Origin of the sequence: Xylanibacter oryzae DSM 17970 (assembly GCF_000585355.1) — a bacterium.
Taxonomy (GTDB): domain Bacteria; phylum Bacteroidota; class Bacteroidia; order Bacteroidales; family Bacteroidaceae; genus Prevotella; species Prevotella oryzae.
In genome coordinates, this window is sequence record NZ_KK073873.1 from 2,684,718 (window position 1) to 2,697,068 (window position 12,351).

The following is a 12,351-nucleotide window of genomic DNA, read 5'->3' on the forward strand; positions in this document are numbered from 1 at the left end:
TGCAATAAAATTAGACATCTTTATCCGTAAAAGGTTCAGCATTTATGCTTTTCAGATTCTTCTGTAGCTGTTCTGTGCTGCTTGCACCTACCAATACCGATGTCACACCTTTCTGATGCAGTATCCACGCAAGAGCCATTTCTGCAAGTGTCTCGTTGCGTGATTTGGCTATACCATCCAGACGTTTCAAGTTGCCAAGAAGTTCCGGAGTAAGAGAATCCTTTTTTAGGAATTTCCCTTTAGACATTCTACTTTCTTGTGGTATACCGTTGAGATATCTGTCTGTAAGCAATCCCTGTGCAAGTGGAGAGAATGAGATAAATCCGATGCCCTGTTCTGCGCAATAATCTATTATGCCATCTTCTTGTGGAGCACGGTCAAGCAGATTTAACCTTCCTTGATATATCAGTAGTGGTACATCCCTGTCGCGCAGATACGCAGTAGCAAATTTCAGTGCTTCAAGCGGCCATCGTGATATACCTATGTATAGTGCTTTCCCTGCTTTTACTATATCTACTAGTGCCTGCAAAGTTTCTTCTAGTGGAGTGTTCGGGTCATACCTGTGACTATAAAACAAGTCTACATAGTCGAGATGCATCCTTTTCAGACTCTGGTCCAGACTGGCTATCATATATTTTCTTGATCCCCAATTGCCATAAGGTCCGGCCCACATATCATATCCTGCTTTGCTGCTGATAAACAATTCATCTCTGTATGGTCTGAAATCGTCTTCCATCAGCCTTCCCATCGTTTCTTCTGCGGAACCGTAAGGAGGCCCATAATTGTTGGCCAAGTCGAAATGCGTTATTCCGTGATCGAAGGCATAGCGTGTTATCTTACGACTTCTTTCGTAATCATCCACACCACCGAAGTTGTGCCAGAATCCCAGACTGACCTTTGGTAGCAATATGCCACTTTTTCCACATCGGTTGTACGTCATACCGCCGTCATAGCGTAATTCGTCAGCAAAGTATTTTTCCATTCTTAAGAGTTTTTGTCTTTGTTAATAAGTTCCAGCAGTTTTTCTACTGCTTCTTCTTCAGGTATATTCTTTTCTACGCAAACTTTTTTGCGATATAGTGAAATCTTTCCACGTGCGGCACCTACATATCCATAGTCGGCATCAGCCATCTCTCCGGGGCCGTTTACGATACATCCCATTATACCAATCTTCAGCCCTTTCATGTCTTTTGTAGATTCCTTTATACGGGCGATGGTTTTTTGCAGGTCGTATAGAGTACGCCCGCATCCGGGACAACTGATATATTCCGTTTTGCTGGTGCGCAGACGTGCAGCCTGCAATATACCAAATGCTGTGGCATTGATATCTTCGATGCAAAGATCGCCGTCGTTCATCAGCCATATACCGTCAGTCAAACCGTCGAACATCAAGGCGCCCATATCAGCAGCAGCTTCAAGTTGGAAGTCACTCTTCTCTTCATGTGAGTGTCTGTACATCTGGCAGAATATTACGGGGTTCTGAATGCCGTTAGACATAAATTCGTGTACAAGGGCGCGTTGGTCTCCTAGTCTGTTCTGGTGATTGCTTACGCATACCACTACTATTTCTGGATGATGTTTCAGACATGGCAGATATTCATCACTTGGTGCACCAAACTGCAGTACGAGGAACTTCAGTTTTGAGTTGTCGTAACTTATAAATGGTGTAGCGTTATAAGGATATATTGGAAATATGTTATCTTTAGATGTTAAAGAACCCAATTTATCAAGTTCTTGGTATACATTAAAGTCAACGATATAATTCTGATCCTTATTAATATTTTCAGGCAGTTGTCCGCCAACATATATATAATCAGCTTTGTATTGATCATCCTTGCTGCCTATCTTATTAGAGATTACAACAGGCACATTCTCACCGCCGATATTGTTTACCGCATTTGTCTTGCGACGTTCCGAGTGCAGATAATCAAATCCTTTATATTCATCACCGGGCACAAGCAAGTGTCCCGCACGCTTACCAATATAGTCAACCAAATGTCGTGCTACAGGAATCTCCTCTTCAGGCTCTTCACTTAGAGACACACGTATAGTGTCTCCAATACCGTCTGCCAGAAGAGCACCTATACCTACGGCACTCTTGATACGTCCATCTTCACCATCACCGGCTTCTGTCACACCAAGATGTAGTGGATAATGCATATCCTCCTTATCCATACAGTCAACCAACAGGCGTACAGAACGTACCATAACTACAGTGTTGCTTGCCTTTATGGATATCACTACATCATTAAAATTTTCACGTTTACATATGCGCAGGAACTCCATACAACTTTCTACTATACCTTCGGGAGTATCACCATAACGGCTCATTATACGGTCAGAAAGTGAACCGTGATTTACGCCAATGCGTACGGCGGTATGATTCTTATTGCATATATTCAGAAACGGGATTAACTGATCTTCAATCTTCTGCAGTTCAGCAGCATACTCATTGTCTGTATATTCCAACTTCTTGAAAGTACGAGCAGGGTCAACATAGTTGCCCGGATTGATACGTACCTTCTCTGCATAAAGCGCAGCTACCTCAGCCACATGCGGATTGAAATGTACGTCAGCCACTAGGGGCGTATTATAACCATCCTTGCGCAATGCTGCATTGATGTTCTTTAGATTTTCAGCCTCGCGTACACCCTGTGTAGTGAGTCTTACATATTCACCACCGGCGTCAATGATACGTTTTGCCTGAGCCACACTACCTTCAGTGTCGTCAGTAGAAGTTGTAGTCATCGACTGAATACGTATAGGGTTGTCTCCACCCAGAGGCGTATCACCGACATTTACAACAGAAGATTCCCGTCTGTGATAATTGAATAAGTCTGCCATTAATTAGTCTTATACTGATATTTAATTTCAGCCAGGTCTTTATTAGCTTTTTCTATCTTAGCACCCAGTCCGGCCTTGTGGGCAGCTATCTTTTTAGCTATCTCCTTATTGCTAAGAGCCATAATTTCAACAGCCAGGATAGCAGCGTTCTGAGCACCGTTTACACCTACTGTCGCAACAGGAATACCCGGAGGCATTTGTATTATACTAAGCATTGCATCAAGTCCGTCGAGCATACCTTTGATAGGCACACCGATAACAGGTAATGTAGTAGACGCCGCAATTACCCCAGGTAGAGCTGCAGCCATTCCGGCTCCGGCAATGATAACCTGTATGCCACGTTCTTTAGCCCCTTTGGCGAAGTCTTCTACTGCATCCGGTGTACGGTGTGCAGAAAGAGCATTAACCTCAAAAGGAATCTGCATTTCATCCAAAAACTTTAATGCTTTCTCCATAACAGGCAGGTCGCTTGTACTGCCCATTATAATGCTTACTAATGGTTTCATATCTTATATATTGTTTAAATTATTATCAGTTTGATTATGCGAACATTAGAACAATAAATGCACTAAACAGTCCGATGAAGAACCCTGTTAGCACCTGTGACAATGAATGCTGTCTTAATATCATCCTGCTGGTTCCAACCATTCCTGCAAGGAACAGCACCAGACACAACCACCATATGGGATTGAATTCGAAGATGTACGAGAAAGCTATCAATGCCCCCGCCACTCCGCCTATTGCGGCTGTATGTGTAGATATCTTCCACCATACATTAATCAGTGCACATGCCATCTGTATTATCAATGCAGCTACCAGGATGTTGCCCATAAAGCGTGGAATCCTCATAACGTTCATAAGATAATAACATGTAAAGTAACATAAGATGGATATGATATATGGTATCATACGGCGTTCTTTTATTCCCATCTCCAGAAGAGACCATCCTTGATATTTACGATAAATGTGTATCAGGAATGTAGGCAGCAGAATGGTAAATAGATATACCATTGCGAGCACAAAAACCTTGTATGACCAAGGCAGCAGACTAAGATAGCTAAGAAAAAACAAAGCTACTAGTCCCAGTATGGGAAGATAAAATGGTGTGAAAACCATACTCATCACCCTTGCTGTCAGAATAATTTTTCTCTCTCTTTCTTTTGGAGTCATTTTAACTTTGTATTTACTAACAATTATTTTCTTAATCTTGCTATAGGTATGCCCAGTTGTTCACGGTATTTTGACACCGTGCGCCTTGCTATTGGGAAACCTTTCTCTTTCAATTTATCTTTTAAGACATCATCACTCATTGGGTTGTTTTTATCTTCATTGTTTACAATCTCCTGTAGAGCCAGCTTGATCTGTCTTGTAGACAGTTCATCACCGTTCTCGGTCGTATAACTGTCATTAAAGAAGAACTTTAGCGGGTACGTACCCCATCTGGTCTGTACATACTTACTGTTGCTTACCCTGGATATTGTAGAAATGTCCATACCTGTCCTGTCAGCGATATCCTTAAGTATCATCGGTTTTAGAGATCCTTCATCGCCGTCTTCGAAGAATTTGTGCTGCATTTGTATTATAGACTTCATCGTAGTATACAACGTCTGTTTGCGTTGGTTTATAGCCTCTATGAATGTCTGTGCGGCATCAATCTTTTTTTTAGTATATAGCAGAGCCTCTTTCATCTGCCTGCTCATATTCTGTTTGTTGGTCTGAAATTCTTCCATGGAGTCGGCAAACGACTGTGATACGTGCAGTTCTGGAACATTGCCATCGTTGAGGCAGAACGATATACTGCCATCCTCACTCGAATCTACTATAAAGTCGGGCGTAATCTGTTGCATGCTTCTGCCTAAAGTTTCACTTAGCGAATTACCGGGTTTAGGATTCAGTTTCTTAAGTTCTGTGGCAAGAGCCTTGGTCTGTAAGTCAGTAGTGTTGAGGTGTTGCTTTATCTTATCCCATCGGTTTTTGGTGAATTCTTCAAAATATTTGCTTATTACCTTATTCATTAATTCCTTTGCCTTAGAGTCAGCCTTGCGCTCTATCTGTAGCAGCAAGCACTCTTGTAGAGAGCGAGCCCCAATGCCTGCAGGGTCAAACGATTGCAATACAATAAGCATATTTTCTATTTCTTTTTCAGAAGCGTCAATATTATAGTTGAAAGCCAGTTCATCGCTTATATCGCTAATATTCTTGCGTATCAGTCCGTCGTCATCGAGTGATCCAATAAGATACTCAATTATATTACGTTGCTTATCGCTCAGTTCATGTTCACCTACCTGTTCTTTCAGTTCATCATAGAACGAAGTATACTCTCCGAACACAATCTCGTTGAAATCTCCATGCTCACTGCTTCCTCCGTTATATACAGGCATCTCATCGTCTTTGCCCATATTTTCCAGAGCCTCGTTCAGAGCCGACTGTCTCTCTTCTTGTTCTACGCTGTTAGCATAGTCTTCGAAGTCATCATTATCTGAATGTTCTTTCAGCACATCATTATCATCGTCTGCCATACCTTTGATTTCAAGGGCAGGGTTGTCATCCATCTCGATATTGATACGTTGTTCCAGTTCGTTTACAGGCAGTTCGAGCAACTTCACCTGCAACAATTGTTGCGGAGATAACTTTTGTAGTTGCGCCTGTTGCTGCGCCTGTGTTTGTATAAGACCTTGCGCCATTTTATGATACTTGAAATCTACTGCAAAAGTAGAAAAAATAATCTATATCAGAGCATTTATTTGAAGTAATCTTTCAATTGATTAGCGAAAGCTTCCAATTTTTCAGGCTCCATATTACCGAACCTGTTCCATATTTTCTGGCATTCAATAAGTAAAGGGTTGATAATGAAGTCTTCACGGTTCAGATACGGGTCGCAATATTGTAGAACATCCATTACTTCTGCTATCACCGACGGTTTTATATTCATCAACTTGCCCAGTTCTATTATTTCAGGTGTTTCTGGTACCATGGTTATTGGCGTAAGCCTGAAGTATAAATCAAGAATCATTATCAGCATTACCGGTTGCAGTTCCGGCTGTTCGTCAAGCGGCTTGAAGTCTTTTTCGAACGTCTCCTTTATTTCCACATCCTTATAGAATGTCTCAGCATTACTGAATCCATTCATTTTTCTAAGCAGTTTTACCTCACGCTGCAGTTTGTTTGGATTGTTACCATATTTCTCCCATAGTCTTTCCACGCTTGGTGTATCCATATTGGCCAGAGAGCACATCCTCCTGAATATTTCATCCGGTTGAATGTGTAGTTCAATACTGGTTTCTATGGTTCTTTTGTCATAAAGAGGTTTTACGCCTACGGGTTTTCGTAGATATAGTTGCATTATCAACAACCAATATTCGTCAGACCATTGTGAATTTCTTGCCATAATATTCATTTTTATAGCGCAAATTTAATAAAAATAGCTGTAATAAACGAATAAAATAGAAGAATAAATTCGTTGATATATTGAAGGATATTTAGTGCGGAGACTTTACTAACGATTCTAGTAAAAGGTCCCTTTGTCTGTTTTGCGTAGTTACGTACAATCATAAACTGGTCGCATAACTGTAAAAATACGGTTTCTAACCTATTGACGGAATTAAATGAGTATATTTTTAATTTGCCAACGGGTTGTTTATTGAATAAAGTTAGTTTAGTTTTTCCTTCAGCAAACACTTAATAGATTGACTATCAGTCCTTTCGGCTGAAGGCAACTTCAGGGAGAATATTGTCGCCCTTTATTTTACGTGTATTGTCGCCTTTATTTTACACTAATATATCTACTTGCGAATTACTCTTAATCTTTTATGATAGGATACCTTTCAAGTTATAAAAGCATTGTTTTTTTACTGTTGTAATAATACTTTACAAGCTTTCGACCTATGTCGCACGATCGTTTGACCTTGGTCGAAAGTTATCAGAGCATAGCTTTTATGATTTATTATCTATGCGTTTTGAATGTTGCAGGATGTGTCTTACAAGTTTTAAGTTATGTTTATAGTCAGCCACTAACTTATGTTTTCCAAAAATGACCTAAAACAGTACATAAGAACATTGCTAGTAAAAGTTTCTCAGAATAAAGACTCTTTTCCAATTAAAGAAGAACTATCTAGATTCGGACGACACAGACAATAGGAACAAAAGAATCTACTCTCAAAAGTTGCCTCCAGCAGAAAGGACTGATAGTCAATCTATTAAGTGCTTGCTGAAGGAAAAACTAAACTAACTTTATTCAATAAACATTAGAGTTTTATGGCAATATCTAATATATTCAAAGGCTGTAATTAATGATCATCTAATCATAATTTGTTGGTGAAATCAAATGAGCGCATTGTATATTAAATATTTTATTTATATTTGTATAAAGTTTCAACATAATAGTGTGAATAAGACCGATTGCGCAGGAGTCTATACAGACCGTTAAATATGTTTCGCCAACGGATATAATAATATAAAAACAAATTTTCTATTTAATAAATGTGACTTGATACATAAATATTTAATTATAAGGTTTCTTTAAAGAATTTAGATATGATGAAAAATTCTTCATCAAATTTTAATACTGTGAGGACTTCTATTTCGATTATTTTGATTAAGTTTGCATCAAATATAATTTTAAGTTATGAAGAGAACAATATTTTCAGTATTATTATTGAGCTTGTTTATTACAGCATCAGCTCAAGAGGCTAAACAACAAATTATAGCCAATCATTATTTGGCAGGCAGCACATATTATGCGTATCCTGGGCCACAACAAAAGGTATTGACACCTGCACCTAAGGGTGAACATCCTTTTTATATAAGTCATTATGGACGCCATGGTTCTCGCTATCTTACCAGTAAGGAAGAATATTCTGAACCACTTGCAGTGTTACGCGAAGCTGAGGCTAAGGGCAAACTTACAGTGAAGGGTCAAGAGGTAATGCGTAAACTTGAAAAGATAAATGCTGAGGCTGCTAACAGATATGGAGAGCTTACTAAATTGGGAGCTGAACAACATAAGGGAATAGCCAAAAGAATGGTACAAAATTTCCCTGAAGTTTTTGCCGATAGCGCTGTTATTGAAGCCAAAAGTACTGTAGTCATACGCTGTATTTTATCAATGGAGAACGAGTTACAGCAGATGCTGACAATGAACCCAAAGCTTAAGATCACACATGACGCAAGTGCACATGATTTGTATTATATGAACTTATCTGACCCTAATTTGAATAAGTTATGTAAGGAGAAGGCTGTAGACAGCACATACAATGCTTGGAAAAAAGAGAATGTAAATTCTTATCCTTTGATGACAAGACTGTTTAATGATACTGCCTATATAAATAAGAATGTAAATATGGATAAGTTGAATTATCAGCTTTTCTCAATAGCAACGATACTTCAAAATACAGAATTGCGCAACAAGATTTCGCTGTATGATATATTCACAGACAGTGAGCTGTATGACGATTGGCGTTATGAGAACAACTGGTGGTATATCCATTTTGGTGCATGTCCACTTACAGAGGCTAAAATGCCTTATTCACAACGCTATCTGTTGCGTAATATAATAGAAGAAGCTGACAGTTGTATAGCTTTACCAAAACCTGGTGCCACTCTCCGTTTTGGCCACGACTCAATGGTAATGCCGCTCGTTTGTCTAATGGGGATAAATGGTTATGACCAACAGATTAAGGATCTTAACGATGTGGACCTGAAAGGATGGAGACTATATGATGTTGTGCCTATGGCATCTAACTTACAGTTTATCTTCTATCGTAAGAATGTTAAGGATAAAGATGTTTTGGTAAAGGTCCTTCTAAATGAAAAAGAGGTGAAGCTGCCTTTAAAGACAGACATAGCACCTTATTATCATTGGAAAGATGTAAAAGACTTGTATAATGCTAAATTGGCAGCATACAAAGAATAGAATCAAAGAATCATCTTGCTGGCGAAATCCCAAACCACGATTCCGGCAGTAACTGATACATTGAGCGAATGCTTGGTACCGAACTGCGGAATTTCCAAGCATCCATCGCTCATATCTACAACCTCCTGATGTACGCCTTTAACTTCGTTGCCGAAGATAATGGCGTATTTTTTGTCTTGTAATGGCGAAAAATCCTGCAACTTGGTACTGCCTTCTACTTGTTCTATCGAATATACTGTAAAGTCGTCTTTGTGAAGAGCGTTTACGGCTTCTTCAGCGGTAGCAAAGTATTTCCATTCCACACTGTCTTCTCCTCCTAAAGCTGTCTTGTGTATTTCGGGGTTAGGAGGACAGGCTGTTATGCCACATAGATATATAGCTTCTACACGGAATGCATCACAGCTACGGAAGACGCTGCCTACGTTATACAAACTGCGTATATCATCGAGCACAACTATGAGCGGCATCTTGTTCGACTCCTTAAATTGCTCTACCGACATGCGGTGCATTTCTATAGTACGCAGCTTTCTCATCCTTCTTTGGTCTTGAATGCTAACGCATACATACGCATCTGTTTCATCATAGCCAGTAGACCGTTGCTGCGGGTAGGCGACAGGTGTTCTTTCAGACCTATTTTGTCTATGAAATATAGATCGGAAGTTAATATTTCGCTAGGTGTATGACCGCTTAGTACTCTTATCAGTAATGCGATAATGCCTTTTACTATCAAGGCATCGCTCTCGGCTGTGAATTGTATTTTGCCTTCTACATAATCCGCTTGGAGCCATACGCGACTCTGACAGCCATCTATAAGGTTGCTATCTGTTTTGTATTTTGGATCAAGTGGCTTCTCTTCGTTTCCAAGATCTATAAGTAGTTGATACTTGTCCATCCATTCTGTGAAATCAGAAAACTCTTCGATGATTTCATCTTGTTCCTCGTTTATTGTCATATGTTCGTCTTTTTATTCTAATATCAATTCGTAATCTACTACATCCAGCCATTTGTCAAACTTCATGCCGACCTGTCTGAAATGTGACACTTTACAGAAACCCAATTTCTCGTGTAAGCGGATGCTGGCTTCATTGCCGGCTGTGATGCAAGCGATAAGTGCGTGGATGCCATGCTGGCGGCAGTCTGAAAGGAGACGCTTCATCAGTTTAGTACCTATACCTTTTCCTTTACTTTCAGGAGAGATATAAATAGTTGTCTCGTAAGATTTGGAATAGGCTGCTCTTTCTTTCCATGGATGTGCATAGCAATAGCCAAGCAACCGGTCATCTTCGAGATAAACAAGGTATGGACAAATTACTGAAATGGAGTTAATCCGTTTAGATATAGTATTTTCGTCCAACTGCTCTGTCTCAAATGTTATATCGGTTTCGGCTATATATTGATTATAGATGTCGGTTATAGCCTTGACATCTTGTGTTTCAACTTTCCTGATCATTATTAAATTCTGTTTTCACCAGTTTATAGAGTTTGTCGCTAGGACGAACTTTAGATTGTACCGGTATTGAAATGCGTTGTCCTTTATGTGCTGTCTCTACCGGTTTAAGATCGTAACGTATTTCTTCTGCGTTAAGGTACATCGCACCTGTGGTAGGACCTGTAATAAGTAGTTTGTCGCCAACACTGAAGTCGCCTGCTTCAATCGCGAATTCGGCCACTCCGAGTTTATTGAAGTATTTAATGCCTTTGCCTATATATACTTTTCTCTCTGTAGCACAACTGCCATAGTGTTTGTTCCATTCACCTAATGTCTGACCTTGATAATATCCATCCCAGAAACCACGGTTGAACACTGCTGACAGACGTTTATCCCATTCGTCTTTTTTCTCTTCGGTGAAAGTGCCTTCAAGCACACTCTTGATAGCTTCTTTGTAGCATGTTATGACAGTATGCACATACTCAGGACCACGGGCACGGCCTTCTATCTTGAAGACTCTTACGCCACTCTTCATCATACGATCGATAAAGCGTACTGTCTTAAGGTCTTTCGGACTCATGATGTACTTGTTGTCAATCTCAAGTTGGTTGCCGGTATCTGTGTCTGTTACTGTATATGAACGGCGACAAAGTTGCATGCACTCACCACGGTTGGCGCTACGTCCCATCGTATTAAGGCTAAGATAGCATTTGCCGCTAATGGCCATACAAAGGGCTCCGTGACAGAACATCTCTATTCTGATCTGTTTGCCTGAAGGTCCGCATACGTTATCTTCGCATACCTGACGGTATATCTCAGCCACCTGGTCCATATTCAGTTCGCGGGCCAATACAACTACATCGGCAAACTGTGCATAAAACTTAAGTGATTCAATATTTGAGATATTGAGCTGGGTAGACAGGTGAACCTCTTCACCTATTTTATTGCAGTAGCTCATCACTGCCACATCGCTTGCTATGACAGCTGATATTCCGGCTTCTTTTGCCGCATCAACTATTTCGTGCATCAATGTTATATCTTCACCATAGATTATGGTGTTGACCGTAAGGTATGTCTTGATGCCATTTTGATTACAAGTAACCGCAATTTCACGCAGATCCTCTATAGTAAAAGTAGAAGCTGAGTGAGCACGCATATTAAGTTTCTCTATACCGAAGTATATAGAGTCTGCTCCCGCCTGAATAGCTGCTGTAAGACTTTCACGTGAGCCAACGGGTGCCATTATTTCAAAATCGGATATCTTTTCTTTCATTGGGTGCAAAGTTACTGCAAATCTATGGAATAAGCGAATAAAATAAAAAAAAATGACGCTAAATGTCTTGTATATAGGTGGTTGATAGAAACGGTATCATTTGCAAAAAAGATAAGTTTAAATTGCCGAGGAATAACTAATGTTAAAGGAATAAAATAAAGCTAATAAATAGTCATTCTCTCAATATTATTTGTACTTTTGTAAGTAAAACTTAAATTAATATTATAAAATGCTTAAATTTTTAAAGCGGATGTCTTTGATTTTTCTGCCTCTTATGTGTTTAACAGCCTGTAACAGTGAAGATGTAGAGACTTTGTTGTCTATTTGGGAAAACACTATTGACAACCATGGATGTAATTATGACTTTGATGCCCAGGGTAGATGCTATGGAACAGGCTCCATTGGCGAAGCAAATTTTAAAGCTAATCTCGTAGGACATGGATGGAAACACTATGCCACTTGGGAAATCAGTCAGGACGGAAAGCGGATGAGTAATGAATACTATGGGAATATGTATGGTGTCAGTCCGCATTCCTTTTATTTCGGATTGGATAGAACTGTGACTCGTTATTATACTTCTGATGCTGAAGCGATGACAAAAAAATGTGTTACAGAGAAATACACCTTCAACGATGAAGCAACAAGTCTTCTTCATTCCAGTCTAATGTTCGACGATAGTTCTTATATGCAAATTGTAGGATGGACAATGGGACAGATTGCTAGTTTTTGTGTTATCGAACCGTTAGGTGTGACAAGTGCCGGCAAAGCAATTTATGGCGTATCTATTTATGAGAAAATGACAGATGCTGAACTGAAAGATTTTCAGAGCAACTATCATCAATAAAATCGTTCTATGAACCTGTATCTTTGGCTTATATCAACGGCTTGAACTGT

12 protein-coding genes and 1 pseudogene are annotated in these 12,351 nt (G+C 39.6%); 2 read left to right on the top strand and 11 right to left on the bottom strand.

Annotated elements, in window-relative coordinates; genetic code table 11:
* Positions 1-10 precede the first annotated feature (10 nt).
* The 7 genes and pseudogenes from XYLOR_RS10905 to XYLOR_RS10935 all read right to left on the bottom strand — a co-directional run.
* Entirely contained in the window at positions 11-982 is a 972-nt protein-coding gene (locus XYLOR_RS10905; RefSeq protein WP_036879437.1) for an aldo/keto reductase, read from the bottom strand.
* Positions 983-984: 2 nt separating this feature from the next.
* A complete protein-coding gene (locus XYLOR_RS10910) occupies positions 985-2,844 on the bottom strand; it encodes a 4-hydroxy-3-methylbut-2-en-1-yl diphosphate synthase (RefSeq protein WP_036879440.1) in 1,860 nt (619 codons plus the stop codon).
* Entirely contained in the window at positions 2,844-3,350 is a 507-nt protein-coding gene (purE, locus tag XYLOR_RS10915) for a 5-(carboxyamino)imidazole ribonucleotide mutase (protein WP_036879443.1), read from the bottom strand. The genes XYLOR_RS10910 and purE overlap by 1 nt, the downstream gene beginning before the upstream one ends.
* A gap of 34 nt (positions 3,351-3,384) precedes the next feature.
* Entirely contained in the window at positions 3,385-4,014 is a 630-nt protein-coding gene (locus tag XYLOR_RS10920; protein ID WP_036879446.1) for a phosphatase PAP2 family protein, read from the bottom strand.
* A gap of 23 nt (positions 4,015-4,037) precedes the next feature.
* Complete coding sequence (gene rpoN / locus XYLOR_RS10925; RefSeq protein WP_036879449.1) at positions 4,038-5,528, bottom strand: RNA polymerase factor sigma-54; 1,491 nt, start codon at positions 5,526-5,528, stop codon at positions 4,038-4,040.
* Positions 5,529-5,584: 56 nt separating this feature from the next.
* Positions 5,585-6,232, bottom strand: a complete 648-nt coding sequence (locus tag XYLOR_RS10930) for a hypothetical protein (RefSeq protein WP_036881042.1) — start codon at positions 6,230-6,232, stop codon at positions 5,585-5,587.
* An 11-nt stretch (positions 6,233-6,243) separates the two neighbouring features.
* Positions 6,244-6,435, bottom strand: a pseudogene (locus XYLOR_RS10935) (hypothetical protein); the annotation flags it as partial.
* Between the two features lie 1,033 nt (positions 6,436-7,468).
* Here XYLOR_RS10935 and XYLOR_RS10940 point away from each other — a divergent pair.
* Entirely contained in the window at positions 7,469-8,755 is a 1,287-nt protein-coding gene (locus tag XYLOR_RS10940; RefSeq protein WP_036879455.1) for a histidine-type phosphatase, read from the top strand.
* Positions 8,756-8,757: 2 nt separating this feature from the next.
* Here the strand turns inward: XYLOR_RS10940 and XYLOR_RS10945 are convergent, their stop codons facing one another.
* From XYLOR_RS10945 to XYLOR_RS10960, 4 genes are read right to left on the bottom strand one after another with little or no spacing between them, the layout of a single operon-like run.
* Positions 8,758-9,288 (bottom strand): RNA methyltransferase, encoded by a 531-nt coding sequence (locus XYLOR_RS10945; protein WP_036879458.1) that lies wholly within the window; start codon positions 9,286-9,288, stop codon positions 8,758-8,760.
* Positions 9,285-9,707: a SufE family protein gene (locus XYLOR_RS10950; RefSeq protein WP_036879461.1), complete on the bottom strand. Its 423-nt coding sequence runs from the start codon at positions 9,705-9,707 to the stop codon at positions 9,285-9,287. Before XYLOR_RS10950 ends, XYLOR_RS10945 begins: the two co-directional genes overlap by 4 nt.
* 12 nt (positions 9,708-9,719) lie before the next feature.
* The gene (locus XYLOR_RS10955; RefSeq protein WP_036879464.1) at positions 9,720-10,205 is read right to left on the bottom strand and encodes a GNAT family N-acetyltransferase; all 486 of its coding nucleotides are present in this window, start codon (positions 10,203-10,205) and stop codon (positions 9,720-9,722) included.
* Positions 10,189-11,457, bottom strand: a complete 1,269-nt coding sequence (locus XYLOR_RS10960) for a peptidase U32 family protein (RefSeq protein WP_036879467.1) — start codon at positions 11,455-11,457, stop codon at positions 10,189-10,191. Before XYLOR_RS10960 ends, XYLOR_RS10955 begins: the two co-directional genes overlap by 17 nt.
* Before the next feature lie 250 nt (positions 11,458-11,707).
* Between XYLOR_RS10960 and XYLOR_RS13465 the strand changes: the two genes are divergently transcribed.
* Positions 11,708-12,301: a hypothetical protein gene (locus tag XYLOR_RS13465; protein WP_154655726.1), complete on the top strand. Its 594-nt coding sequence runs from the start codon at positions 11,708-11,710 to the stop codon at positions 12,299-12,301.
* Positions 12,302-12,351 lie beyond the last annotated feature (50 nt).

Bases quoted from the DNA above. Each gene is read 5' to 3' on its own strand.
- XYLOR_RS10905 (WP_036879437.1), bottom strand. From the start codon at position 982: ATGGAAAAATACTTTGCTGACGAATTACGCTATGACGGCGGTATGACG.
- XYLOR_RS10910 (WP_036879440.1), bottom strand. From the start codon at position 2,844: ATGGCAGACTTATTCAATTATCACAGACGGGAATCTTCTGTTGTAAAT.
- purE (WP_036879443.1), bottom strand. From the start codon at position 3,350: ATGAAACCATTAGTAAGCATTATAATGGGCAGTACAAGCGACCTGCCT.
- XYLOR_RS10920 (WP_036879446.1), bottom strand. From the start codon at position 4,014: ATGACTCCAAAAGAAAGAGAGAGAAAAATTATTCTGACAGCAAGGGTG.
- rpoN (WP_036879449.1), bottom strand. From the start codon at position 5,528: ATGGCGCAAGGTCTTATACAAACACAGGCGCAGCAACAGGCGCAACTA.
- XYLOR_RS10930 (WP_036881042.1), bottom strand. From the start codon at position 6,232: ATGGCAAGAAATTCACAATGGTCTGACGAATATTGGTTGTTGATAATG.
- XYLOR_RS10940 (WP_036879455.1), top strand. From the start codon at position 7,469: ATGAAGAGAACAATATTTTCAGTATTATTATTGAGCTTGTTTATTACA.
- XYLOR_RS10945 (WP_036879458.1), bottom strand. From the start codon at position 9,288: ATGAGAAAGCTGCGTACTATAGAAATGCACCGCATGTCGGTAGAGCAA.
- XYLOR_RS10950 (WP_036879461.1), bottom strand. From the start codon at position 9,707: ATGACAATAAACGAGGAACAAGATGAAATCATCGAAGAGTTTTCTGAT.
- XYLOR_RS10955 (WP_036879464.1), bottom strand. From the start codon at position 10,205: ATGATCAGGAAAGTTGAAACACAAGATGTCAAGGCTATAACCGACATC.
- XYLOR_RS10960 (WP_036879467.1), bottom strand. From the start codon at position 11,457: ATGAAAGAAAAGATATCCGATTTTGAAATAATGGCACCCGTTGGCTCA.
- XYLOR_RS13465 (WP_154655726.1), top strand. From the start codon at position 11,708: ATGTCTTTGATTTTTCTGCCTCTTATGTGTTTAACAGCCTGTAACAGT.